24 protein-coding genes are annotated in these 24,686 nt (G+C 72.0%); 16 read left to right on the top strand and 8 right to left on the bottom strand.

The annotated features are described in order from the left end of the window. Positions 1-147 precede the first annotated feature (147 nt). From ACIA8R_RS41185 to ACIA8R_RS41165, 5 genes are all read left to right on the top strand, one after another. Complete coding sequence (locus ACIA8R_RS41185) at positions 148-1,308, top strand: thiolase C-terminal domain-containing protein (protein WP_357694669.1); 1,161 nt, start codon at positions 148-150, stop codon at positions 1,306-1,308. 3 nt (positions 1,309-1,311) lie between these two features. Continuing rightward, positions 1,312-1,755 (top strand): OB-fold domain-containing protein, encoded by a 444-nt coding sequence (locus tag ACIA8R_RS41180; protein WP_364094019.1) that lies wholly within the window; start codon positions 1,312-1,314, stop codon positions 1,753-1,755. An 836-nt stretch (positions 1,756-2,591) separates the two neighbouring features. After that, complete coding sequence (locus ACIA8R_RS41175) at positions 2,592-3,344, top strand: GntR family transcriptional regulator (RefSeq protein ID WP_357694449.1); 753 nt, start codon at positions 2,592-2,594, stop codon at positions 3,342-3,344. 313 nt (positions 3,345-3,657) lie between these two features. Continuing rightward, positions 3,658-4,146, top strand: coding sequence for a GNAT family N-acetyltransferase (locus ACIA8R_RS41170; RefSeq protein ID WP_357694447.1), 489 nt, complete (start codon positions 3,658-3,660; stop codon positions 4,144-4,146). Between the two features lie 158 nt (positions 4,147-4,304). Then, positions 4,305-4,985, top strand: a complete 681-nt coding sequence (locus ACIA8R_RS41165; protein ID WP_364094023.1) for a copper homeostasis protein CutC — start codon at positions 4,305-4,307, stop codon at positions 4,983-4,985. A gap of 4 nt (positions 4,986-4,989) precedes the next feature. Here the strand turns inward: ACIA8R_RS41165 and ACIA8R_RS41160 are convergent, their stop codons facing one another. From ACIA8R_RS41160 to ACIA8R_RS41140, 5 genes are all read right to left on the bottom strand, one after another. Beyond that, positions 4,990-6,108: a DUF6986 family protein gene (locus ACIA8R_RS41160; protein ID WP_397042960.1), complete on the bottom strand. Its 1,119-nt coding sequence runs from the start codon at positions 6,106-6,108 to the stop codon at positions 4,990-4,992. Between the two features lie 8 nt (positions 6,109-6,116). Then, entirely contained in the window at positions 6,117-7,439 is a 1,323-nt protein-coding gene (locus ACIA8R_RS41155; RefSeq protein ID WP_397042958.1) for an FAD-dependent oxidoreductase, read from the bottom strand. Between the two features lie 152 nt (positions 7,440-7,591). Continuing rightward, on the bottom strand, positions 7,592-9,133 hold the full coding sequence (locus ACIA8R_RS41150; RefSeq protein WP_397042956.1) for an AMP-binding protein: 1,542 nt from the start codon (positions 9,131-9,133) through the stop codon (positions 7,592-7,594). A 16-nt stretch (positions 9,134-9,149) separates the two neighbouring features. After that, a complete protein-coding gene (locus ACIA8R_RS41145) occupies positions 9,150-10,214 on the bottom strand; it encodes a hypothetical protein (RefSeq protein WP_397042954.1) in 1,065 nt (354 codons plus the stop codon). Then, positions 10,211-11,278 (bottom strand): LLM class flavin-dependent oxidoreductase, encoded by a 1,068-nt coding sequence (locus tag ACIA8R_RS41140; RefSeq protein WP_364094040.1) that lies wholly within the window; start codon positions 11,276-11,278, stop codon positions 10,211-10,213. The genes ACIA8R_RS41145 and ACIA8R_RS41140 overlap by 4 nt, the downstream gene beginning before the upstream one ends. 101 nt (positions 11,279-11,379) lie before the next feature. Between ACIA8R_RS41140 and ACIA8R_RS41135 the strand changes: the two genes are divergently transcribed. Further along, a complete protein-coding gene (locus ACIA8R_RS41135) occupies positions 11,380-11,853 on the top strand; it encodes a hypothetical protein (protein WP_357694434.1) in 474 nt (157 codons plus the stop codon). Positions 11,854-11,859: 6 nt separating this feature from the next. Here the strand turns inward: ACIA8R_RS41135 and ACIA8R_RS41130 are convergent, their stop codons facing one another. Further along, positions 11,860-12,846, bottom strand: coding sequence for an acyl-CoA dehydrogenase family protein (locus ACIA8R_RS41130; RefSeq protein WP_397042952.1), 987 nt, complete (start codon positions 12,844-12,846; stop codon positions 11,860-11,862). Positions 12,847-12,979: 133 nt separating this feature from the next. Between ACIA8R_RS41130 and ACIA8R_RS41125 the strand changes: the two genes are divergently transcribed. After that, entirely contained in the window at positions 12,980-13,651 is a 672-nt protein-coding gene (locus tag ACIA8R_RS41125; protein WP_357694430.1) for a hypothetical protein, read from the top strand. 118 nt (positions 13,652-13,769) lie between these two features. Further along, positions 13,770-15,512, top strand: a complete 1,743-nt coding sequence (locus tag ACIA8R_RS41120) for a proline--tRNA ligase (protein ID WP_397042950.1) — start codon at positions 13,770-13,772, stop codon at positions 15,510-15,512. A gap of 89 nt (positions 15,513-15,601) precedes the next feature. Here ACIA8R_RS41120 and ACIA8R_RS41115 read toward each other — a convergent pair whose 3' ends face one another. Then, on the bottom strand, positions 15,602-16,078 hold the full coding sequence (locus ACIA8R_RS41115; RefSeq protein ID WP_397042948.1) for a ferritin-like domain-containing protein: 477 nt from the start codon (positions 16,076-16,078) through the stop codon (positions 15,602-15,604). Further along, a complete protein-coding gene (locus ACIA8R_RS41110) occupies positions 16,075-16,572 on the bottom strand; it encodes a hypothetical protein (RefSeq protein WP_364094054.1) in 498 nt (165 codons plus the stop codon). Before ACIA8R_RS41110 ends, ACIA8R_RS41115 begins: the two co-directional genes overlap by 4 nt. Before the next feature lie 284 nt (positions 16,573-16,856). On the opposite strand from ACIA8R_RS41110, the gene rimP reads away from it, so the two are divergent. The 8 genes from rimP (at position 16,857) to truB (ending at position 24,669) form a co-directional block, all read left to right on the top strand. After that, positions 16,857-17,351: a ribosome maturation factor RimP gene (rimP, locus tag ACIA8R_RS41105; protein ID WP_364094057.1), complete on the top strand. Its 495-nt coding sequence runs from the start codon at positions 16,857-16,859 to the stop codon at positions 17,349-17,351. A 12-nt stretch (positions 17,352-17,363) separates the two neighbouring features. Then, complete coding sequence (nusA, locus tag ACIA8R_RS41100; protein ID WP_357694420.1) at positions 17,364-18,368, top strand: transcription termination factor NusA; 1,005 nt, start codon at positions 17,364-17,366, stop codon at positions 18,366-18,368. After that, positions 18,352-18,651 carry a YlxR family protein gene (locus ACIA8R_RS41095; RefSeq protein WP_357694418.1) on the top strand — a complete coding sequence of 100 codons (300 nt, stop codon included), beginning with the start codon at positions 18,352-18,354 and terminating at the stop codon, positions 18,649-18,651. The genes nusA and ACIA8R_RS41095 overlap by 17 nt, the downstream gene beginning before the upstream one ends. A gap of 125 nt (positions 18,652-18,776) precedes the next feature. Next, positions 18,777-21,887 (top strand): translation initiation factor IF-2, encoded by a 3,111-nt coding sequence (gene infB, locus ACIA8R_RS41090; protein ID WP_364094062.1) that lies wholly within the window; start codon positions 18,777-18,779, stop codon positions 21,885-21,887. 120 nt (positions 21,888-22,007) lie between these two features. After that, positions 22,008-22,304: a DUF503 domain-containing protein gene (locus ACIA8R_RS41085; protein WP_357694667.1), complete on the top strand. Its 297-nt coding sequence runs from the start codon at positions 22,008-22,010 to the stop codon at positions 22,302-22,304. A 39-nt stretch (positions 22,305-22,343) separates the two neighbouring features. Further along, positions 22,344-22,784 (top strand): 30S ribosome-binding factor RbfA, encoded by a 441-nt coding sequence (gene rbfA, locus ACIA8R_RS41080; protein WP_364094065.1) that lies wholly within the window; start codon positions 22,344-22,346, stop codon positions 22,782-22,784. Then, positions 22,781-23,815 carry a bifunctional oligoribonuclease/PAP phosphatase NrnA gene (locus ACIA8R_RS41075; protein ID WP_364094068.1) on the top strand — a complete coding sequence of 345 codons (1,035 nt, stop codon included), beginning with the start codon at positions 22,781-22,783 and terminating at the stop codon, positions 23,813-23,815. The genes rbfA and ACIA8R_RS41075 overlap by 4 nt, the downstream gene beginning before the upstream one ends. Further along, entirely contained in the window at positions 23,797-24,669 is an 873-nt protein-coding gene (truB, locus tag ACIA8R_RS41070) for a tRNA pseudouridine(55) synthase TruB (protein WP_357694410.1), read from the top strand. Before ACIA8R_RS41075 ends, truB begins: the two co-directional genes overlap by 19 nt. The last annotated feature ends 17 nt before the right edge of the window (positions 24,670-24,686 follow it).

Genomic DNA, 24,686 nt, shown 5'->3' with positions numbered 1-24,686 from the left:
CAAGGTGTGCGGCGAGGGTCGTTCGTTCGCCCGTCGGCTTGCGTGTTCCGGTGTGCCGTCCCCTTGAGGGAGGCGTCCCTGGGGCTGCGGGGTGGTGGTTGACATGGGGAAAGGGAGGGGCATAGCGTGGCCGATGTGCCCAAGCGCTTGCTTGAATTTCGGGATGTGACCGCCGTAGCGGGAGTCGGCTACACCCCCTTCACCAAGAACTCGGGCGTCAGCACCCTCACCCTCGCCTGCCGCGCGATCCTCGCCGCCCTCGACGACGCCGGCCTCCCCCCGGACGCCGTGGACGGCCTGGCCACCCACCGCGTCGGCGATTCGGCCCCGCCCTCCCTGGTGGCCCCCGCGCTCGGCCTGCCCGATCTCGCCTGGCACCTCGACCAGTTCGGCGGCGGCAGCGTCTCGCACGCCGTCGTCGGCCAGGCCGCCCTGGCCGTGGCCACGGGCATGGCCGAGACCGTCGTCTGCTACCGCGCCGTCAACGCCCGGTCCGAGTTCCGCATGGGCGGCACCGGACGCGGCCTCCCGGCGAGCCCCGAGGTCCAGTACCAGGCCCCGTACGGCTACTTCGCCCCGCCGCAGCAGTACGCCATGTACGCCCGCGCCCACATGCTCCGGTACGGCACCAGACCCGAGCACTTCGGCCGGCTGGCCGTCACCCAGCGCGCCAACGCGGTCAAGAACCCGCGGGCGCTCATGCGTACCCCCATCACGCTGGAGGACTACCTGGCCAGCAGGTGGATCGCCGAGCCGTTCCGCCTCCTGGACTGCTGCCTGGAGACCGACGGCGCCTGCGCGGTCGTCGTCACCACGGCCGAACGCGCCCGCGACCTGCGCCGCCACCCCGTCCTGATCTCGGCGGCGGCCTGGGGTGGCGGCACGTCCCACCTGTCGGGCACGGGCCCGGCCGACCCCACGGTGACCGCGGCCGCCACCCTGGCCCCCCGCCTGTACGCGCAGGCCGGTCTCGGCCCCGGCGACGTGGACGTGGCCGAGATCTACGACTGCTTCACGTACTCGGTGATCGTCCAGCTGGAGGACTACGGCTTCTGCGGCAAGGGCGAGGGCGGCCCGTACGTGGAGTCGGGGGCCACGGCCCTGGACGGCGAGCTGCCCGTGAACACCCACGGAGGCTTCCTGTCGGAGGGGTACGTGCACGGCGTCAACCACATCGCCGAGGCGGTCGCCCAGCTCCGGGGCGAGGCGGGCGACCGGCAGGTGCCCGGCGCCGAAGTGGCGCTCTCGACGGCCCAGCCCGGCTACATCCTGCCGGCCACCTCCGCACTGATCCTCAGGAGGTCGTGACCCATGGCCCACGGTCCTCGTCCCGAGCCCGACCGCGACTCCGCCGAGTGGTGGGAGCGCCTGGCGCGGGAGGGGTTCGCGGTTCAGCGCTGCGACGGTTGCGGGACCGCGCGCTTCCCGGCGCGGGCCTTCTGCCCGTCCTGCCGGGGCGAGGCGTGGCGGTGGGACCCGGTGCCGGCCGAGGGCGTGGTCGAGAGCTGGATCGTCAACCGGCGGCCCTTCATGCCGGGCGCGGCGGAGCCGTACGTCGTGGTGATGGTCCGGCTGGACGCGGTCCCCGGCTGCCTGGTGCACGGGAACTGGCGCGGCGCCGCTCCCGAGCCGGAGCCCGGCCAGCGCGTACGAGGGGTCCGCACGCGGATCGACGACCGGCTGACCCTGCTCGACTGGGAGCCCCTGAGCGGGGATCTGGATGCCCATTCGCCCGAGCGCACATCCTCCCGCTGATCGACCTCGGTCCGGAGTTTCGATTGGTACCGGAAATTCCCACCAGTCCCACCATTGCGAAGGTGCCCCCAGGTTGGCCCTCAAGGGTTGATGATGAAGCGGAGGCGTCAAACATGGAGGCGACCCGGACTTGGCGGCGTACGTGTGCGGTAGCGACTCGGCGACAGCCGTGACCCCGAGGTCACGACCGCTGACTCCTGCCGCCGGCCCGGGCCTGAGCCGGGTGGCGCGCAGCCCTCCGGACACGGGGGCGGTACGGCGGCGCAAGAGGGTCCCTCGGAGGAAGGCGCGTCCTGGCGGGCGTGGGGGACCCGCCAGGACGCGCTTCCTGCCCCGTGAGCGGCGACGCCAGGACTCCGGCGAGGGATGGAGTCCTAGGCCGTGAGTTCGCGCACGGAGTCGGTGGGGGTGTGCGAAGGCACGTGCCGCCGGCGACGAGCGGTGATGCGTCGAGCTGAGCCGATCGGGTCATCCATGGGGTGCGTGACGGGGGCGCCACCCTCCTCGTTCCAGACAAAGGATCCGTCTATGCGCCACACGGTCGGTTCGGTCGACACCGAGAGCGCGGACATTCCCATTTCCTTGCTCTGACATCTGTGGGGGAACCCGGCGCGTCGCAACGCGTAACGCAGTAAACGAGTTGCTTCACGAGGGTTCTGCCAGGGCAGGAACGGCGTGTCCGAGTGAACCGGCAACACTTGGCCTCCACCCCCTCACCGGCCTTTAGATGGATTTGTACCAACGAATGGATGATGGGCCGGTCGAGGGGCTTCGGTCAAGGGGTTGTGGCCTGCTAGAACCAGATCGTCTAAATTGTTGGAACAAAAGGGGTGAAAGTGGCAAGGTCGGTGCTGTATCAGCAGGTGGCGGCGGAATTGCGTCGAGCCATCTACTCGGGTGTCCTCGGCCCCGGGGCGCAGCTGCCGACCGAGGCACAGCTCATGGAAGACCACGGGGTGAGCAGGAACACCGTCAGGCTGGCCCTCGGAGAGCTCGTCAACGAGGGACTGGTCACGCGTACGCCGCGGCGCGGCACGGTGGTCCGGGACCGCAGGCCGTTGCTCATCTACCCGCAGCGCGAGCTGGAGCCGCAGCCCACCGGAGAACTGAAGGAGGCCTTCGCCTACGCCGTTGCGCAGGAAGGCCGGGCGCCCAGCCAGTACATTGAAGTGCTGACGGTTTCTCCCGTCGAGGAGATCGCCAGCAGGCTGGAGCTGGCGGATGGGGAGTTGGCGGTCGTGCGCCGCCGTCTGCGGTTCGTCGACGGCCAGCCGTACAACACCAACGACTCCTACTTTCCCCGTGATCTGGTCGCCGATTCCGAGATCGCCAGGCCCGGAGACATCGCACGAGGGGCGAACAGGGTCCTGGAAGAACTGGGCCATGCGCAGATACGCGTCGTCGACGACATCTGGGCCCGCATGCCCAACCAGGAGGAGGCCGAGCGCCTCCAACTCGAACTCGGCACACCAGTCATGGTGTACGTCCGGGTCGGGTACGACGGGGCCGACATACCCGTGCGTGTCGCTGTGTCGGTGCTGCCCGCCGACAAACATCTGATCAGATACGAGCTCGATCGTCGCCGCTGACGGGCTCGGTTGAAGGGGTGATCCCGCCGGCCGGGCGCAGCGAGAAAGCCGCCTCGCTGGCCTAGGGGAGTCGTGCATACTCCCCTAAATCGCCATTTATCCATATATATCGGGTTGAGGACCCGTTTCGCCCCTGCGCGACATCGCGCCATCACGCTCTGTGTCGGCATGGGCACCCTACGCATCGAAGGGCTGTATTATGCACACAAACACCCTCCTTCACCCCCTCGCACTCCGGCGCGCGGAGCCCGCGGACCTTCCCGGCGTACTCAGGCTTCTCGCGGACACCGCCGAGTGGCTTTACACGAAGGGAGTGCGGCAGTGGCCGCGGCAGGGGTTCGGCCCCGAGCGGATCGAGCCGCTCATCGAGGAGCGGACCCTGTACCTGCTCGACGACGAACTCCGCTATCTCGACCTCGACGGGCAGACCCCGCCCGTGGCCACCATCGCCCTCGACGACCACGCCGACCCGGAGTTCTGGACCCCCGCCGACGCTCCGGGGGCCGCGCTCTACGTCCACAAGCTGGCCGTGGCGCGGCCGTGGTCCGGCAGCGGGCTCGGTGACGCGCTCCTCGACTGGGCCTGCTCCTCGGCCCGTTCCGCCGGGCTGCCCTGGCTCCGGCTCGACTGCGCCAAGGCCAACCCGCGGCTCCAGGAGTACTACCGCAGGCGCGGTTTCCGGCACGTCCGCACGGTGGACCTGCCGCACCGCTCGTCCGGGGCCCTGTTCCAGCGGGCGTCGCGGGACCTGTCCACGACGGCCTTCCGTGACCTGACGGTCGCGGAGCTGATCAGCGCCTAGCGACCCCTCTGGCCGGATCCGGTCCGGTGGGGGGCCGGGTCCGGCCGGCGGTCGCGCCGCCCAGCCGGTCGTGTGGGTCCAAGATCATACCGCAAGGGCCCCAATGGGCACGTGCGTTTCCGGCGCAAGTGGACAGAGCACCATATAACCTCTCCTCCATGACCGGTTCCCTCCTTGAGGTGATCGCGCTGAACGTGCGCGACGCCGTGGCCGCCGAGCAGGGCGGCGCCGACCGCCTGGAGGTCGTCGCCGACATGGCGGCCGACGGGCTCACCCCAGCACCGGAGACGGTCGCCGCGATCTCCGCGGAATGCCCCCTGCCCCAGATGGTGATGCTCCGCTGCGAGGCCGGCTTCCTCGCCGACCCCGACGTCCTGGACCGGCTGCGCCGCGACGCCAAGGCGCTCGCGCAGGCGGGCGCGGCCGGGTTCGTGTTCGGTTTCCTGGACGGCGCGGGCGTGGTCGATCTGGCGGCCACCGAGGCGCTCATCCACGCCGTCTCGCCGCTCCCGTGGACCTTCCACCGCGCGGTGGACCACGCCGCCGACGTGCAGGCGTCCTGGCGGGCCGTGCGGCTGCTGCCCAACCTGGCGACCGTGCTCACCTCCGGCTCCCCCCACGGGGTCGGCGCGGGGCTGCCGACGCTGAGGTCCAGGGCCGAGGCCGGCGACGGGTCGATCATCCTGGCCGGCGGCGGCCTCAAGCCCGCCCACGTGCCCGACCTGCTGGACTACGGCATCCGCGCCTTCCACGTGGGCTCGGCCGTACGGGCGAGCTGGACGGACCCGGTCGAGTGGCGGCTGGTCCGGCAGTGGCGCTCCCTGGTCGAGCGCGACTGAGCCCTCAGGTTCGGATGGACAGGGCCGCGTCGGCGCGGCGCAGGGCGGCGGCCAGCGCCTTGACGGTGGCGGGCTCGTCCATGACGCCGCCCCCGGACGCCCGCCCCTCCTCCCAGGCCCGTACGCGCTCCCGGTAGGAGTCGTAACGGGCCAGGTGGAAGGCGTAGACGGTGGCGAACCTGCTCACGAGCTGGGCCGGGTGCATGTCCCAGCCCTGATGGAAGCCGTGGGCCAGCGAGTGGCCGACCAGCCGGGCGTGCCGTCCCCACAGGGCGTGGACGTCCTCGGCCCGGTCGGAGGCGGGCGCGGCGGCCAGCGAACCGTCGGACAGCTCGACGCCCGTGCCCGCGAACGCCGTCTGCATCACGTGCCTGGCATGGTCGCAGGCCGGATGGTCGAGCCGCTGCTCGTGCGGCGGCAGGCCGATGGCGGCGGTGTAGTCGAACACGCCGAAGTGCGCCGCGGCCAGCCGCCCGCCGAGCGACCCGGGCAGCTCGGCGCGCAGGAAGGGCAGCGTCTGCGGGGCCTCCACCTGCATCTCGAAGCGCAGCCCGGACAGGCCGAGGCGCGCCTCCAGCCGGTCCAGGACGCCCGCGAACTGCCCGAGGTACTCCTCCATGAGCACCTTCGGGAACGTCACCGTGAACCCCGCGGGAAGCTCGCCGGCCCGCTCCAGCACCCCGGTCAGGAAGCCGCCGAGCGTGCGCACCGACCTCGCCGGGTCGCCGTCGGCGAACGACTTCACCCGCAGCCCCCACCGGCGCGGCAGCGTGCCGCCGGCGTGCAGGTCGGCCACGGCCCGCGCGGCCCGCTCGGCGTGCCCGTCCTCCTCCTCGTACGGGCGCACGCCGTAGCCGTCCTCGAAGTCGATCCGCAGGTCCTCGACCGGCTCGCGGGCCAGCTTGCCGAGCACCCGGTCGCGCACGTCGGGGGCGAACGCCTCCAGATGGGCCTTGGCCAGCGAGAACGCCTGCTCGCCCCACTCGGCGACGGTCGAGGCGGAGAAACGGTCGGCGGGCACGTAGACCGTGTGGACCGGCTGCCAGCCCGGCTCGGCCATGGGGAAGCGGGCGTGCTGGACCGCGTGGACCTCGGCGAAACCGGGCACGGGCTCATCGTTCACGTACGGGCTCATTCCGGGTGGGCGCAGGCGCGGAGCATGGTGTCGACGCCGACCAGTTTGACGCGTTCGCCCCGGCCGAGCGACCTGGCCAGCTCGCCCTCGGCCCGTTCGATGGCCAGCCAGTCGTCGTAGGTCACCGGCCGCACGCCGCGCTCGGCCAGCAGCGACTCGACCGACGGCCGCGACCCCCGCGCGCCGCCCTCCAGGGACTCGCCCTCCAGGTCGGCCAGCAGCGTGCGGACCGTCTCGGCGGCGTCGGACTTGTTGGTGCCGATGACGCCGGTCGGACCGCGCTTGAGCCAGCCCGCCACGTACTCGCGCGGGCGCACCCGGCCGGCCTCGTTGGGCACGGTCATCGTCCGCTCGGAGAAGGGCACGCCGGGCAGCGGGACGCTCTGGTAGCCGACCGAGCGCAGGACCATGCCGACGGGCAGCGTCTCGTACTCGCCGGTGCCGACGACGCGGCCCTCCTCCGACAGGCGGGTGCGCTCCAGCCGGAGCCCCTCGACCCGGTCGGCCCCCAGGATCTCCACAGGACGCAGCCAGAAGCGCACGTCGAGGCGGCGCGGACGGCCCACGGGCTCGCGGCCGGCCCACGACTGCAGGACGTTGATGTTGCCCTGGACCTGGCGCGGGAAGTCGGCGCCGAGCACGGCCGCCTCGTCCGGGCGCACGCACACGTCGGCGTTGGTCAGCTCGCCCAGCTCGCGCAGCTCCTTCAGGGTGAACTTGGCGTGCTCGGGCCCCCGCCTGCCGACCATGTGGATCGCCTTGACCTGGCTCTGGCTCAGCCGGTCGAGGACGTCGTGCGGCACGTCGGTGTGCCGCAGCTCCTCGGCGGTCTTGGCCAGCACCCGGACGACGTCGACGGCCACGTTGCCGACCCCGATCACCGCGACCTCGGAGCTGTCGAGAGTGAACCGGCCGGGATCGACGTCGGGGTGGCCGCAGTACCAGTTGACGAAGTCGGTGGCCGCCACGCTCCCCGGCAGGTCCTCGCCGGGGATGCCGAGCCGCCGGTCGACCATCGCGCCCGTGCAGTAGACGACCGCGTCGTAGACGCCGAGCAGGTCCTCGACGGAGACGTGGCGGCCCAGGGTGACGCCGCCGAGGAAGCGCACCTGGGGCAGCTCCAGCACCCTGCGCAGGTAGTTCGCGATCGACTTGATCGACGTGTGGTCGGGCGCCACGCCGTACCTGACCAGCCCGTACGGCGTGGGCAGCCGTTCGAGCACGTCGACCCGGACAGCCTCGCCCGACTGTTTGACCAGCGCCTCAGCCGTGTAGATCCCGGCGGGGCCCGACCCGATGACCGCCACGTGCAACGCCACGCTGCCTCCTCATGCCGGTGAAGGTGCGACGCGGAGGACGCGTCCCTAGAGGTGCAACCGGCCCGTGTGCTCGATGTATCCCCGGTCGGCCGCGCGGATGAACCCGTCTCCCGTCAATGCCGTCCTCTTCGGATTCTCGCCCACGCGGCCGCTCATGGCAGCCCCTGAAACGCCGGTGGTCCGGAGACGGTCCGGGAACGCAGGGCGAGCTTGTCGACCTTGCCGTTGACGTTGACGGGCAGCGCGTCCACCACCTCGACGCGCTTGGGCACCTTGTAGTTGGACATGTTGGCCTTCGCCCAGTCCAGCAACGCGACGGCGGTGACGCGGGCGTCCGGCCGGGGCACCACGTACGCCACGCCGGCCTCGCCGGAGACCGCGTCGGGCACGCCGACCACGGCGGCCTGGGCCAGCGAGCCCTCCCGCAGCAGGAGCGCCTCGACCTCGGCGGGGGAGACGTTGAACCCGTTGACGATGTAGAGCTCCTTCTTCCTGTCCACGATGGCGAGGTTGCCGGCCTCGTCCAGCACGCCGATGTCGCCGGTGTGCAGCCAGCCGTCGGCGTCGATCACCTCGGCGGTCCTGGCGGGCTCGTCCCAGTAGCCGCGCATGACGCCGTAGCCGCGTTGCAGGATCTCGCCGCGCGTGCCGGGCGCGACCTGCTCGCCGTCGTCGTCCACGATCTTGATCTCGATGCCCGGTACGGCCCTGCCGGTGGTGTTCGCGACCACGTCGATGGGGTCACCGGCCCGCGTCATGGACACGACCGTGCCCTCCATCAGCCCGTACGCGTTGATCATCCGTTCCAGGCCGACCCGCTCGGCCAGCCGGGTGATCAGCGTGGCGGGCACGGACGCGGCCCCGCAGATGGCCACGCGTAACGAGGAGACGTCCCGGTCGGCGCGCTCCAGCTCGTCCAGGATCCGGGCGAACAGAGTGGGCGGCCCGGCCAGGATCGTCACCCTCTCCTCGGAGATCAGCGACATCAGGGCGTCCGGCGAGAAGGACGGGATCGGCAACATCGTGGCCCGGCGCAGCACGCAGGCGACGAGCCCGGCGTTCAGCCCGAACCCGTGGTTGAACGGCGCGATCACCGGATAGCGGTCGTGCTCGTCCAGCGTGACGATCTCCGCCCAGTCCCAGTAGCCGCGCAGGACCTGGGCGTGGTCGAGCATCACCCCCTTGGGCGTGCCCGTGGTGCCGGACGTGGACATGATCTCGCACAGGTCGCCGGGCCCGACCCCGAGCGCCCGCTCCTCGGCCACCCGCCCGCTCACCCCGCCCGCGTCCAGGTCGCCCGCCGCGCGGACGGTCACCAGACCGTCCAGGGGCGGCAGCAAGCCGGCGAGCGGCGGATCGCCGACGATCAGCACCTTCACCCCGGTACGGGCGATCAGCCCCGCCGCCTCGATGCCCTTGTACCGCGACGACAACGGCACGAGGACGGCCCCCGCGTCCCAGACGCCGAACGCGTGCCGCACCCAGGACGCCGAGTTCGAGCCCCAGATCGCCACCCGGTCGCCGGGCCCGACGCCGAGGGCGATCAGCCCGCGGGCCACCTCGGCGGCTCCCGCCCTGAGCTCCGACAGCGTGACCCGGGCGCCGCCCTCGACGACCACGACGTCGTCGGGATGGCGTTCGGCCTGGTCGCGCAGCATGCGGGGGAGCGTCCCCCAGTCGGGCATCGATGCCATCGGCTACTCCGTCGCGCTAGCTGAGGAGGGCTCTGTCCCGTCCGAGATGGTGGCCGCGCCGGTCGTCCACAGTGCCGGGCACAGGGGTCTCCTGGACGTCCTGGGCGATCCGCACGTCGACGGAGATCGGGGTCAGGGCCCGTACGGCCTGCTCGATCCTCGACCGCCACATGGGGTTCCTGATCAGGCTCTCCCGGCCGAACGACACGGTCAGGGCGGCGGCGTCCAGGGTGCCCTGACGTTCGACCGACAACTCCCAGCCGGTCACGCCGTCGATCTTCGACAGTGCCTTCTCGATCCGGGGCAACGCCAGCCACACGCCCCTGACCAGAACGTGCTCGCCGACGGTGTGCGCGGGCGCGGGCAGCTCGGAGCCGTCGGCCCTGGCCACCAGCCCGGTCCTGAGCACGGCGTCGCCCAGCATCGGGTGCCCGGACGGCATGACGACCAGCTCGGCCAGCGCGGCCTCCTGACCGGCCCGGTCGTCCTTGGTCAGCGAGGCCAGGCCCAGCACGCCGTCCGCGAGCGGGGTGAGCGGCGCGTCCTCGGCGGTCCTGAACGCGAGCGCGCCGCCGCTGAACGGGCTGGCCAGAACCTCCGTGACCGCGCAGCCGAACTCGCCCGCCAGGTGTCCCATCGTGCGCTTGGAGGCGATCTCGCCGGTCAGGACGATGTGTTCCAGCCCGAGGTCGAGCGGGTCGAGGAGGAACTCCAGATGCAGGCGGGCCAGCAGGTCCATCGCGCCCGTCGGCGTGCTGACCAGCGTGGTCGCGCCGAGCGCGGTCAGCGCGTGGTGCAGGCGCAGGCGGCCGCGCGGCCCGACCGCGGCGGCGGCCCGCGCGACGTCCGCGGCGGCGGCGGCCCACAGCGCGCCCGCCGGTTCGGCCAGCGCCACCACGACCCGGTCACGCCCGCCGACGCCGGCCGCGCGCAGCGCCGCCCCGGTGAGCCCGGTCGCGGCGGCCTCCTGCGGGCCGGCCGGGAACACGCTGGACAGGTCGGGCGCCACGAGCAGCAGCCCTTCGGCGGAGCGTCCGGCCGCGGCGAGGTCGTCGCGGGTCAGCCAGCGGGCGGCCGTCAACGGGCCACCTCGTTCATGAACAGCGTCATCGACTCGCACACCCTCTCGTGGGCCAGCCCGCCGACCTGCGCCTGGATGATCAGGTCCGTGGCGCCCGCCTCGGCGATCCTGGCCAGGGCCTTGCGCGAGCCCTCCACGTCGTCCACCACGACCATGAGGTGCTCGCGCAGCGTGGCCATGGCCTCCTCGGGCGGCATCCCGGCGGCGAGCTGGCCCAGCACGCGGTGGGTGGCGTGCCGGGCGTCGTAGTAGTCGGGCGGGGTGACCAGGTTGACCTGGCGCCGGATGTACCACAGGACGGCGTCGGCGGCGGTGGCGGTGGCCTCGTCCCGGGTGGGGGCGGCGAACCAGGGGATCATCAGGGCGATCCGGCGGGAGTCGGGGTCGAAGCCGCTCTCGGCCAGGCACTCCCGATATTTCGCGATGTCGGCGGCGACGTCGTCGATGCCCTTGAGCATCGTCATGCCCAGCAGGTTGTAGCCGTGGCGGGCGGCGGCCAGGTAGCCCTCCAGCGAGGTGGAGGCCACCCACACGGGCGGGTGCGGCTCCTGGACCGGACGCGGGTAGACGGCCACGTCGGGGATCTCGAAGAACTCGTTCGACCTGCTGACCGGCTCGCCGTCGGCCCGCCAGATGGCCAGGGTGGCCTCCAGCGAGTCCTCCCAGATCTGCCGCGACTTCTCGAACGGCTTCTGGAAGGCCTGGTACTCCAGGGGCGAGGCGCCGCGTCCCGTGCCGAACTCGACCCGGCCGCCGCTCAGCACGTCGAGGGTGGCGACCCGCTCGGCGGTGCGGATGGGGGACTGGAACGGCAGCAGCACCACGCCGAGCCCCAGGTGGATGCGCTCGGTGCGCTGGGAGATGGCCGCCAGGACCAGGTCGGGGGCGGAGGAGTGGGAGAAGCCCCTGGTGAAGTGGTGCTCGACGAACCAGGCCGTGTCGAACCCGAGCCGATCGCCTAGGACGACCTGCTCGATCACGTTCTGGAACGCCTGTTGCTCGACCTCGCGGGTGCGGCCGCGGACCTCCAGTTCGTACCCCAGGCTGATCCGTAGGGACGTCATCGCGCCTCCGGCGAAAGTAGTGAACCAAGCGCTCGCTTGGTAGAGACTATCAGGGCCGAAGTCTTGCGGGAAGGGCGCGCCGCCGATCAGAGTGGTTGCTCGTGAGGCGAAAGCACGCGCTGCGGCGGTCGAAGGACGGCACGTTCCACGACCATGGCGACGACGATCCCTCACTCTCCGACGCGCGCGGCTACGAGGCGTTCGGCCGGGTGATGGCCGCCCTCGCGACCGAGGCCGACTTCATCGAGTGCTGCCGCGACCTGACGTGGTGGCGCGGCGCCGACCGGAGCTGGCACATCGAGTGGCGCGACGGGCCCTACGCCTCGGAGGTGGCCGCGCTGCTCGCCGAGCAGGCGGGCGACGCCGACGAGTCCGAGCCCGCGGCCGCCGGCCACTCGGGCGCGGGTTCGGCGGTGCTGGAGGTGATGGGCGTGCGGTTCGAGCTGCGCGCGGTCGACCCCATGGGCCGGGCGCGGGTGCGCGCGCGTCCCGGGCTGTGGCGCCTGGCCGAGGCCCTCGACACCACCCGCCGCACCAACACCCGCCATCCGTGGGAGGAGCTGCTCGGCGGCTGAGCCGTGCTACGCCTCGCCGAAGACGTGCGGGGCCAGGCGGGCGCGGTGCGCCTGCGGCGGGCCGAGGAGCTGGGCGTCGGACGCGGCCCGCTTGAGATACCGGTGCGCCGGATGTTCCCAGGTCACCCCGATCCCGCCGTGCACCTGGATGTTCTCGCCCGCCGCCGTCAGGTAGGCCTCCGCGCAGTACGACCCCGCGACGGCGGCGAAGACGTCCGGCTCCGCCGCGGACTCGGCCGCCGACTCCGCCGCGTGTGCCGCCGCGTGTGCCGCCGAGCGGGCGGACTCCACGAGCAGCAGCACGTCGGCCAGCTTGTGCTTGATCGCCTGGAACGAGCCGATCGGCCGGCCGAACTGCCGCCGCGACCGGGCGTACTCGGTGGCCATCTCCAGGCAGCGGGCCGCGCCGCCGGTCTGCTCGGCCGCCAGCGCCGCGATCCCGAGGTCCCGTACGCGGGCCCACGACGTCCCCGGGCCCAGCAGTCGCACGGGTGCGCGGTCGAAGGCGAGGCGGACCAGCGGCCGGGTCTCGTCCACGGTCGGGTACGACGTCCGCCGCGTCGGCACGGCCTCCACCAGGTGCCCGCCGGCGTAGGCGAGCACGACCTCGCCCTCCAGCGCGTACGGCACCGCCCCCGAGAGCCGGTCGCCCTCCAGCAGCAGGTCGCCGTCACCCGGCAGCACGACGGTCGCCGTCGTCGCCCCCGAGGCCAGCTCCGGCAGCAGCCGCGCGCGCGCCGCGCCGTCCCCGTCGGCCATGAGCGCGCCGACGGCCATCACGGCCGACTGCAGGAACGGGTGGGGTGACAGCACGCGTCCCAGCTCCTCGGCCACGGCCGCCGCCTCCCGCGGGCCGCAGCCGGCGCCGCCGTACCGCTCGGGCACGAGCAGCCCCGCCACGCCCACGTCGCGCGCGAACGTCTGCCATGTCGCGTCCGGCCGGTCGGCGAGATAGGCGCGGACGACGGCGCCGAGCTCATCGGAGAGAGTCACCCGAGCATCCTAAACCAAGCGATTGCTTGCCTTAGATCCGGATGACCGAAATTTGCCTTTTTGGGATGGATACATAATCTGGATGCGGTCATCCCTAGACATTTCCGGGGGAGGGATTGACCAGGGAATGAAGATGAACCACACCGCAATCGAGTACGCCGACTTCGCCGAATGCGACCGGCGTCTGCGCCGCATGGAACACCACGTGCTGGCGGCCTTCCTGGCGGGACTGGCCGTGGGCCTGGTCGGCATGCTCACCGCCGGCAAAGGACCGGTCTGGTTCGGCCAGCTCTACGACCCGTACGCCTACCTGACCCTCGCGCTGGTCGTGGGCGCCACCGCGTCGGGGTTCGGCTGGGCGCTGCTGACCACGTTCCTGGCGGCGGTGTCCACCCTGGTCGCGGCCATGGGCGCGAGCGCGCTGCGCGGTGCGGACGGCTTCGACATCATCGGCGGCGGCGTCGCCGGCCTGAACTGGACGGTCGGCCTGCTCGTCGGCCTCGGCCTGCTCGCCTACGTCACCCGCAGGAGGGACGCCTGGGGCGACCTGGCCGCGGGCGCGATCGGCGCCCTGCTCATCGCCGACGTCGTCGACCGCGCGACCCCCGGGTTCATCGACAGCGAGCCGGCGTTCTGGCCGGGACCCGCCACCGTGGTCGCGCTGCTGGCCGTCGCCCTGGTCGTGGTGCTGCGCAGGAACAGGCGGGCCCGCGTGCGCGCGCTGGCCGTCTCGGCCGTCTTCGCGGGCCTGTTCTCGGTGGGCCTGGCCGTCTTCGTGGGCGGCTGGCTGCCCCTCTCCGCCTGATCGCACGCCCCGGCGATCCGGCCTCTCGTCCGTACGCGCCCGTTTAACGCCGAGCGGCATGGCTCCCCGAGTCGATAGCCTGTAGTCCTTCACATCCAGGCCCGAGCAAGGAGTAGCCGTGTTGCTGCGCATGTCGTCGTTGTTTCTTCGCACCCTGCGGGACGACCCGGCAGACGCGGAAGTGCCGAGCCACAAGCTCCTCGTCCGCGCCGGCTTCGTCCGCCGCGTGGCGCCCGGCATCTACTCGTGGCTGCCCCTCGGCAAGCTGGTGCTGGAGAACGTCACCAGGATCGTCCGCGAGGAGATGAACCGGATGGGCGGTCAGGAGGTGCTCTTCCCCGCCCTGCTGCCCCGCGAGTACTACGAGGCCACCGGCCGCTGGACCGAGTACGGCGACACCCTGTTCCGGCTCCAGGACCGCAAGGGCGCCGACTACCTCCTCGGTCCCACGCACGAGGAGCTCTTCACCGACATGGTCAAGGGCGAATACTCCTCGTACAAGGACTACCCGGTCACGCTCTACCAGATCCAGACCAAATACCGCGACGAGGCCAGGCCCAGGGCCGGCATCCTGCGCGGCCGCGAGTTCCTGATGAAGGACTCCTACTCCTTCGACCTCGACGACGACGGCCTCAAGCGCTCCTACGAGCAGCACCGCGAGACCTACATCCGCACGTTCGAGCGGCTCGGCATCGAGTACAAGATCGTGTTCGCCACCTCGGGCGCGATGGGCGGCTCGGCCTCCGAGGAGTTCCTGGCGCCCACCCCCACCGGCGAGGACACGTTCGTGGCCTGCCACTCCTGCGGCTACGCGGCCAACGCCGAGGCCGTCACCACCACCCCGCCGGCCGTCCGCGACCTCGACGGCGCCGCGCCGATGCGGGTCCTCGACACGCCCGACACCCCGACCATCGAGTCGCTGGTGTCCTATGTCAACGAGCGCCACGGCCTGTCCGTCACCGCCGCCGACACGCTGAAGAACGTCGTCGTCAAGGTCACCACGCCCGGCTCCGACAAGGTCGAGACGCTGATCGTCGGCGTGCCCGGCGACCGCGAGGTCGACTTCAAGCGCCTGGAGGCCGCGCTCACGCCCGGCGAGCCCGCCATCTTCGAGGCCGCCGACTTCGCCGCCCACCCCGGTCTCGTACGCGGCTACATCGGCCCGCAGGTCCTGCGCGAGCTGGGCATCCGCTACCTCGTCGACCCCCGCGTCGTCACCGGCACCTCCTGGGTCACCGGCGCCAACGAGCCCGGCAAGCACGCCGTCGACGTGGTCGCCGGGCGCGACTTCGTCCCCGACGGCACGATCGAGGCCGCCGAGGTGCGCGCGGGCGACCCCTGCCCCCGCTGCGGCTCCCCGCTGTCCATCGACCGCGGCATCGAGATCGGCCACATCTTCCAGCTCGGCCGCAAGTACGCCGACGCCGCCGGCCTCGACGCCCTCGGCCCCGACGGCAAGCCCGTCCGCATCACCATGGGCTCGTACGGCATCGGCGTCTCCCGGGCCGTGGCCGTCATCGCCGAGCAGGCCCACGACCAGCTCGGCCTGGTGTGGCCGCGCGAGGTCGCGCCCGCCGACGTGCACATCGTCGGCACCGGCAAGGAGAACCAGGTCGAGGCCGCCCTTGAGCTGGCCGGCGAGCTGGAGGCGCAGGGGCTGCGGGTGCTCGTCGACGACCGCGCCCAGGTCTCGCCCGGCGTCAAGTTCAAGGACGCCGAGCTGCTGGGCCTGCCGACGATCGTGGTGATCGGGCGCGGGCTGTCGCAGGGCGTCATCGAGCTGCGCGACCGGGTGACCGGCGTCAAGGAGGAGATCCCCCTCGCCGAGGCCGCCACGCGCATCCTGGCCGCCTGCCGCTGACCCGCCCGCCGTGGGGGCCGGGCCACCGTCCCGGCGCCGCGGTGGTCAGCCCCCGTCGGGGCCGCGCCACCGGTCCGGCGCCGCGGTGGTCAGCCGCCGGGGCGCGACGGCGACGTCGTGGGGGCGGGGCTGCTGCCCGGCATGCCGGGGAAGGCCGCGGGCGGTGCCGGCTGGAAGGCGTAGGCGCGGGTCGCCGACTCCTGCATGGCCAGCGCCGCGTATCTGCGCAGCGTCGCGTCGCGGGCGGCGGCCAGCTCCAGATAGGCGGCCGTGATGCCGTTCTCCACCTGCGCCGCCAGCCGGGCGGCCTGCGCGCCGCCCGTGGGCACGTACGGCAGCGCGTAGGAGGGCTCCGACTCGTTCGGCCTGCCCCCGCGGCTGGTGATCAGGCTGCGGAGCTGATCGCGGTGGGCCCGGTGGGCGTCGTACGCGGCGCCGGTCAGGTCCCGCAGGGCGCCGCTCGTACGCGCCCCCAGGAGGCCGTAGGCGAACACGGCGGCGTGTTCGGCGGCCAGGGCCTTGCGCAGCTTCTCGATGTCGTCCCCGTCCACCACGACCCCGTTCACGATGATTTCGGCAGCGACACGGCGTGGACCGCCTCGCACGCCCCGATGCTGGCGATGAGCTGGGCCACGCCGGGGGACAGGCCGGCGAGCTGACGGGGCCGCTGGGCCGCCGCCCGGCGCTCGACGTCCCGCAGCCGCGCCAACGAGGGCTTGGGGGACTTCGACGGCGTGGCGGCGGGCGACGCGCCCGGCGAGACCGGCGCGGTCGGCGTGGCGGCGGGCGGTGTGCCCGCGGGCAGGTATTTGCGCAGCTCGGCCAGGTGCGCCTGGTGACGGGCGCGGAAGGGCTCCAGGGAGTCGGCGCCGCCCGCGATCAGCGCCGAGTAGAGGGCGACCGTGCGTTCCTTGTCGGCGATCACCTGCCGCAGCAGGACGGTCTCGGGCGAGTCGGGCTCAGGGGCCGCGGGCTTGGCCGGGCCCGAGGCGCTGCAGGCCGTCAGGGCGGCCGCTCCGCCCGCCAGCACGGCTCGCCTGGAGAGGTGACGCGGGCGCACGGGCTTGGACCTCCGGTGACTACGGACCCGGTGACGACGGACCCCGGTGACCGGGATGCCGCCGGAGACGGCTCCAGGTGACTGCGGGCGCAGATAGCATCGTACGGGCTGGTGCCCGGGAACGCCGTCAGGCGACGCTCCGCCACTCGACCACGACGAGTGGCGCTCTCCTCGTGCCTCCGTACAGATAGGGTGTCAACTGTCGTCGCTGGCTGCGCAGCCGGCCGACGGAGAGCCAGTGGCGAGGTCCGCCCGGCTGAGACATGACAATAGGGGAGGTCGATATGGGCAGCGCATCATCCCGCGACCACCTGATGAAGCTCCTGGAGCCTGTGGTCGGCGCGGAGGGCCTCGATCTGGAGGACGTCACGGTCACCCAGGCGGGCAAGAGGCGGTTGCTGCGCGTGATCGTCGATCGCGACGGCGGCGTGAGCCTCGACGACATCGCCGACGTGAGCCAGGCCGTCTCCACCGCGCTCGACGAGGACGACGTGATGGGGCAGGCCGCCTACACGCTTGAGGTCTCCTCTCCGGGCGTCGACCGCCCGCTCACCGAGCCGCGCCACTGGCGCCGTGCCGCCAAGCGGCTGGTGAAGGCCGAGATGAGAGACGGCACCGTGATGGAGGGCCGCATCCTGGCGGCGGACGAGAGCGGCGTCGACCTCGACGTCGCGGGCTCCGCGCGCCGGCTCGATTACCAGGACCTGACCCGAGGCCGGGTGCAGGTGGAGTTCCGCCGGATCGACGACACCGACGACGTCGACGGCGACGAAGGCTAAGGGGGAAGCCTCGTGGACATCGACATGAGCGTCCTGCGCAGCCTGGAGCGGGAGAAGGACATCTCCTTCGACCTGGTCGTCAAGGCGATCGAGGACGCGCTGCTGATCGCCTACTTCCGCACCGAGGGCGCTGCGCCCAAGGCACGCGCCGAGCTCGACCGCGGCAGCGGTCACGTCACGATCTGGGCGGCCGAGCTCGACGACGAGGGCGACGTCGTCAGGGAGTTCGACGACACTCCGGGCAACTTCAGCCGGATCGCCGCGACCACCGCCAAGCAGGTCATCCTGCAGCAGCTCCGCGACGCCGAGGACGAGATCAACTTCGGCGAGTTCGCCAGCCGCGAGGGCGAGCTGGTCTCGGGAGTGATCCAGCAGGGCAAGGACCCGCGCGTGGTGCTGGTCGACCTCGGCAAGATCGAGGCCGTCCTGCCCCACGCCGAGCAGGTCCCAGGCGAGGACTACGTGCACGGCGAGCGCATCCGCGCCTACGTGGTGCAGGTGAAGAAGGGCCACAAGGGGCCGTCGGTGACGCTGTCGCGCACCCACCCCGGCCTGGTCAAGAAGCTTTTCGCGCTGGAGGTGCCCGAGATCGCCGACGGCACCGTCGAGATCGCCGCGGTGGCCCGCGAGGCCGGCCACCGTACGAAGATCGCGGTCAGGTCGCGCAAGCCGGGCGTCAACGCCAAGGGCGCCTGCATCGGCCCGATGGGCTCGCGCGTCCGCAACGTGATGACCGAGCTGCACGGCGAGAAGATCGACATCATCGACTGGTCCGAGGATCCGGGCGACTTCGTGGGGAATGCGCTGTCTCCGGCGCGTGTTTCCCATGTCGAGGTTCTCGATCTCGAAGGACGGGTCGCAAGAGTGACGGTCCCCGACTACCAGCTTTCGCTGGCCATCGGTAAGGAAGGGCAGAACGCCCGGCTTGCCGCCAGGCTCACCGGATGGCGCATTGACATCCGGCCTGACACCCAAGCCGAGGATGCCGCCGGTTCCGTAGATGCGTCAACACGGTAAGCTGGAATATGGTGGCCACGCGGCCCCACAGCGCACCTGTGTGGGCTGCAGGGTTCGCACGGCTAAGTCCGAGCTGCTCCGTCTGGTGCGGATCGAGGACCATGTGGTCCCTGATCTGCGAGGACGGCTTTCTGGCCGCGGTGCATCGCTGCATCCGTCCTTGAGCTGTCTGGAGCTCGCCGAGCGCCGCCGAGCGTTCCCGCGCGCGTTCCGCGTGCCGGGGCCGCTTGACGTCGCAGGTGTGCGGGCACACCTGGAGGGAGAATCACGAAATGTCATGTAGGACGCCGAGTTGATGGGCGGAGTCAGATTGCTATGAGCGCCTGATGAGCACGCGGCGATGAAGACGTCAAGTTAACGACGGTCCGGACGGCACAGCCAGCCTCCCGGGCCGAGTAAGGGAGTGCAGTGGCGAAGGTCCGGGTATACGAGCTCGCTAAGGAGTTCGGCGTAGAGAGCAAGGTCGTCATGGCCAAGCTCCAAGAGATGGGGGAGTTCGTCCGTTCGGCGTCCTCGACCATCGAGGCGCCGGTGGTCCGCAGGCTCACCGAAGCTCTGGGCGCATCGAAGGGTGGGCCCTCCAGGGGCGGCGGTTCGTCGTCCAACAGGCCGCAGCCGCCGAAGGCTGCGCCCCGTCCGGCCGAACAGCAGGCCGGCAACGGCGCCGCGGAGGCGCCGACCCCAACTGCTCCGCGTCCAGGTCCGGGTCCGAGGCCCGGCCCGCGTCCCGGCCCCGCGACCGGCGCTCAGCCGCGTCCGCCGGTGCCGATGCCCCACCAGCCGCAGCAGCAGCCCGAGGCGGCGCGCGGCGAGACCTCCGGGGCTCCGCAGGCCCGCTTCGAGAGCGCGGCCGGTTCCGGCGCGCCCTCGCGTCCGGCTCCGGGGCCGCGTCCGGGTCCCGCCGCCCGTCCGGGTCCCAAGCCCGGTCCGGCGCCTCGTCCCGGGCAGCCTTCCGGTGGCGGCGGCGGTCAGCAGCAGGCTCCGCGTCCGGGTGCGCCCGCAGGCGGCGGCCCGCGTCCTGGTCCCGGTCCCAAGCCGGGTCCGCGTGGCCCGCGTCCGGGCAACAACCCGTTCTCGTCCAACGCCAGCGGCATGGGCCAGTCCCGTCCGCCGCGTCCCGGCGGTGGCCGCGACGGCGGTGGCCCCGGCCAGCGCGAGCGTCGTGAGGGTCCGCCGCGTGACGGCGCGGGTCCCCGTCCGCCGCGTCCCGGTGGCGGCGGCGAGGCCGGTCCGCGTCCCGCTGGTCCGCGTCCCGGTCCGCCCGGTGCGGCCGGTCCGCGTCCCGGTCCCGGCGCGGGTGGTCCCCGTCCGGGTGGGCCGCGTCCCAACCCGATGATGATGCCGCAGGGTCGTCCTGCCGGTCCGGGCGGTGGCCCGCGTCCCGGTGGTGGCGGCGGTGGCGGTCGTCCCGGCGGCGGTGGCGGCGGTGGCCGTCCCGGCGGTGGCGGCGGTCGTCCCGGTGGCGGCGGTGGTTTCGCCGGTCGTCCCGGTGGCGGCGGCGCCGGTCCCCGTACCGGCACCGGTGGTCCCGGTGGCGGCGGCGGTGGTTTCGCCGGTCGTCCGGGTGGCGGCGGCCGTGGTCGCGGCGGTGGCACGGCGGGCGCGTTCGGGCGTCCCGGTGGCCGTCCCGCGCGTGGTCGTAAGAGCAAGCGTCAGAGGCGCCAGGAGTTCGACAACATGTCGGCGCCGGCGATCGGCGGTGTGCAGGTCGCTCGCGGCAACGGCGCGACGATCCGCCTGCCGCGCGGTGCGTCGCTGTCCGACTTCGCCGACCGCATCGGCGCGAACCCCGCCTCGCTCGTGCAGATCATGCTGCACCTCGGCGAGATGGTGACCGCGACCCAGTCGGTCAACGAGGAGACGTTGCAGCTCCTCGGCGCGGAGCTCGACTACAACATCCAGGTCGTCAGCCCGGAGGAGGAGGACCGCGAGCTTCTCGAGGCCTTCGACATCGAGTTCGGCGAGGACGAGGGCGACGAGGGCGACCTTGCCGCGCGTCCGCCGGTCGTGACCGTCATGGGTCACGTCGACCACGGTAAGACCAAGCTGCTCGACGCCATCCGCAAGACCAACGTGGTGGCGCGCGAGGCCGGTGGCATCACCCAGCACATCGGTGCCTACCAGGTCCCCGCGGTGCACGAGGGCGAAGACCGGAAGATCACCTTCATCGACACCCCGGGTCACGAGGCGTTCACCGCCATGCGTGCCCGAGGCGCCAAGTCCACCGACATCGCGGTGCTGGTGGTCGCGGCCGACGACGGTGTGAAGCCGCAGACGATCGAGGCGCTCAACCACGCCCAGGCGGCCGACGTGCCGGTCGTGGTCGCGGTCAACAAGGTCGACAAGGAGGGTGCCGACCCCAACAAGGTCCGCGCCCAGCTCACCGAGTACGGCCTGGTCGCCGAGGAGTACGGCGGCTCGACCCTGTTCGTCGACATCTCGGCGAAGAACGGCACGGGCATCGACAACCTCCTCGAGGCCATCCTGCTCACCGCCGACGCCGAGCTCGACCTGCGGGCCAACCCGACGATGGACGCTCAGGGCATCGCGATCGAGGCCCACCTCGACAAGGGCCGCGGCCCCGTCGCGACCGTCCTGGTCCAGCGTGGCACGCTGCGCGTGGGCGACTCGATCGTGTGTGGCGAGGCCTTCGGCCGCGTCCGCGCGATGCTCGACGACAACGGCGACGCGGTCGAAGAGGCCACGCCGTCGCGTCCGGTCCTGGTGATGGGTCTGACGGCCGTTCCCGGCGCCGGTGACAACTTCATCGTCGTCACCGACGACCGCATGGCCCGCCAGATCGCCCAGCAGCGCGCGGCGCGCAAGCGCAGCGCCGACATGGCGAAGTCGAGCCGCCGCCTCACCCTCGAGGAGCTGTTCAGCAACCTCGAGAAGGGTCGCGTCGACGAGCTCAAGCTCATCATCAAGGGTGACGTGTCCGGTTCGGTGGAGGCCCTGGAAGACGCCCTGCTCAAGATCGACGTCGGCGACGAGGTCAGGCTCCGTGTCCTGCACCGCGCGGTCGGCGCCATCACCGAGTACGACGTCAACCTGGCCGTCGCCGACGACAACGCGGTCATCATCGGCTTCAACGTCCGCCCCGAGCCTCGGGCGCGCGACCTGGCCGAGCGCGAGGGCGTCGACATCCGCTACTACTCGGTCATCTACCAGGCGATCGAGGAAATCGAAGCGGCGCTCAAGGGCATGCTCAAGCCCGAGTTCGAAGAGGTCCAGATGGGCACCGCCGAAGTCCGCGAGGTCTTCAAGGTGCCGAAGATCGGCAACGTCGCCGGTTCGCTGGTCCGCTCCGGCACGATCGTCCGCAACAGCAAGGCCAGGGTGATCCGCGATGGCGTCGTCATCGCCGACAACCTGACCGTCTCGTCCCTGCGTCGCTTCAAGGATGACGCCACCGAGGTCCGTGAGGGCTTCGAGTGCGGTATCGGTGTCGGCTACAACGACATCCGGATCGACGACACGATCGAGACGTTCGAGATGCGGGAGAAGCCGCGGGTCTGACCCGCGGCCGGGCGCCCGGCGGAACCTCCGCCGGGCGCCTCTCGCACGTCCGGGCCCCCTTCCCACCGCAGTGGACCGGCCGTGCTTCCACCCCACCAGGCCAAGCGGTGGTTTCACACGATGTATGTGGGTGCTCTGACCCTGGACATCCTGCTCGGCGACGTTCGGTCGCTGAAGCAGAAGCGCTCTGTCGTCCGGCCTCTGATCGCGGAGTTGCAGCGACGTTACCCGTCCATCGCGGTGGCCGAGACCGGTCATCTTGACCTGCATCGCAGGTGCGAGGTCGGCGTCGCGGTGATCTCCGCCTCCGCGGGTAACTGCAAAGAGGTGATGGACGCCTGCGAGCGGATGGTGGCCTTCCGCCCTGACATCGAGTTGCTGTCAGCCAGACAGCGCCTCTACAACGACGAAGATTGAACGACAGCACGGCCAGGTCGTGCGTGAGGGGGAGCGAACATGGTGGATGCCGCACGAGCGCGCAAGCTCGCCGACCGCATCCAGCAGATCGTCGCCGAGATGCTGGAGCGCCGGATCAAGGACCCGCGCCTGGGCTTCGTCACCGTGACCGACACGCGCATCACGGCTGACCTGCGCGAGGCGACGGTGTTCTACACGGTGTTCGGCTCCGACGCCGAGCGGTCCGACAGCGCGGCCGCCCTCGAAAGCGCCAAGGGCATCATCCGCGCCGAGGTGGGCCGCCAGACCGGCGTGCGTTTCACCCCGACGTTGACGTTCCGGCACGACCCGCTGCCCGACAGTGCCCGCCAGCTCGACGACCTGATCAACGCCGCCAGGGCACGGGACGCCGAGGTGGCGCGCAAGGCCGAGGGCGCGGCCTACGCCGGAGAGTCCGACCCGTACAAGAAGCCCGATGAGGGTGAGGACGACCAGGCGTGACGTCCCACGTGGCCCGAGCCGAGTGGCCCTCCCAGGAGACCTTGGGCATCCCCAAGGCCGCCTGGGAGCGCGCGATCCAGCTCATCGACCAGGTCGACGAGGTCGCCCTGGCCTGTCACGTGTCGCCCGACGGCGACGCGCTCGGCTCGATGCTGGCCGTCGGTTACGTGCTGCGCTCGATCGGCAAGCGGGTCGTGGCCTCCTTCGGCGACGAGTACTTCGCGGTCCCGCGGATCCTGCGGTTCCTGCCGGGGCAGGAGATGTTGTGCCCGCCGGCCGACTACCCCGAGGCGCCGGCGTTGATGATCACCTTCGACTCGTCCACGTTCGAGCGGCTGGGCCTGCTCAGCCCCAACGCGGCCAGGGCCGAAGAGGTCATCGTGATCGACCATCACCCGTCCAACGCCGGGTTCGGCACGCACAGCCTCATCGACCCGCAGGCGGCGGCCACGGCCATGCTGGCCGAGCAGCTCATCTACCGGCTCGGCGGCAGTCTCGACCGGGACATCGCCACCTGCCTGTACACGGGGCTGGTGACCGACACGGGGTCCTTCCGCTACGCCTCGACCACGCCTGCCGTGCATCGGATGGCGTCCCGGCTGGTGGCCACCGGCCTGCACACCGACGAGATCGCCCGCGAGCTGTGGGACCGCGCGCCGTTCGGCTACCTCAAGGTGCTGGCCAGGGCGCTCGACCGGGTGCAGCTTGAGGGCTCGCTGGTCTGGACGTACGTGCCGCGGGTCGACCGGGCCGCGTACGGGCTGCCGTACTCGGAGATCGAGGGCATGATCGACATCGTCCGGCGGACCGACGAGGCCGAGGTCGCGGTCGTGCTCAAGGAGGACGACCACGGCGACTGGCAGGTGTCGACCAGGTCCAAGGGCGAGGTCGACGTGGCAGCCGTGTGCGCCGCGCTCGGCGGCGGCGGGCATCACAACGCGGCCGGGTTCACCTCCTACGACAGCGTGGAGGAGACCATGGCCAAGTTCAGACGAGAGCTGGGGAAGGCTGGATGGCCGAGAGCGGTCTGATCATCGTCGACAAGCCGGGCGAGTGGACTTCGCATGACGTGGTGGCCCGGATGCGGCGCATCGCGGGCACCCGTCGGGTCGGGCACGCCGGCACCCTCGACCCGATGGCCACCGGCGTGCTGGTGATCGGCGTGGAGAAGGCGACCCGGCTGCTCGGGCACCTGGCGCTGACGGAGAAGGTCTACGAGGCCACGATCCGGCTGGGCGTGACCACCAACACCGACGACGCCGAGGGCGAGACCGTGGCCACGGCGTCGGCGGCGGAGGTCGAGGCCGCCGAGGTGCACAAGGGCGTCGCGGCGCTCACCGGCGCCATCATGCAGGTGCCGCCGCAGGTCAGCGCGATCAAGGTGAACGGGCAGCGGGCGTACAAGATGGCCCGCGCGGGCGAGGAGGTCGCGCTCGCGGCCCGTCCCGTGACCGTGTACGGCTTCGACGTGCTCGACATCAGGGCCGCCGGCGACGTCGTGGACGTCGACGCGGTCGTGACCTGCTCCAGCGGCACCTACATCCGGGCCCTGGCCCGCGACCTGGGCGCCGCGCTCGGCGTCGGCGGCCACCTGACGAGCCTGCGCCGGACCCGGGTCGGCCCCTACGACCTGTCGCTGGCCCGGAGCATCGACCAGCTCGCCGAGGAGTGCGTGGTGCTGCCGATCGGCGAGGCGGTGGCGGCGGCGTTCCCGCGCCGGGACGTGACCGCCGAGGAGGCGCGCGTGATCGGCCACGGCGGCCGGCTGCCCGCGGCCGGGCTCGGCAGCGGGCCCATCGGCGTGTTCGGGCCGGAGGGCGAGCTGCTGGCGCTGGTGGAGGAGCAGGGCCGGATCGCCAAGCCGCTGGCCGTCTTCGCCGGCTGAGCGGCCGCCCCCGGAGA

The organism is Nonomuraea sp. NPDC051191, assembly GCF_044455665.1.
Taxonomy (GTDB): Bacteria; Actinomycetota; Actinomycetes; order Streptosporangiales; family Streptosporangiaceae; genus Nonomuraea.
The sequence above is the reverse complement of the archived record's forward strand: the minus strand, read 5'-3'. Positions and strand labels throughout refer to the sequence as shown.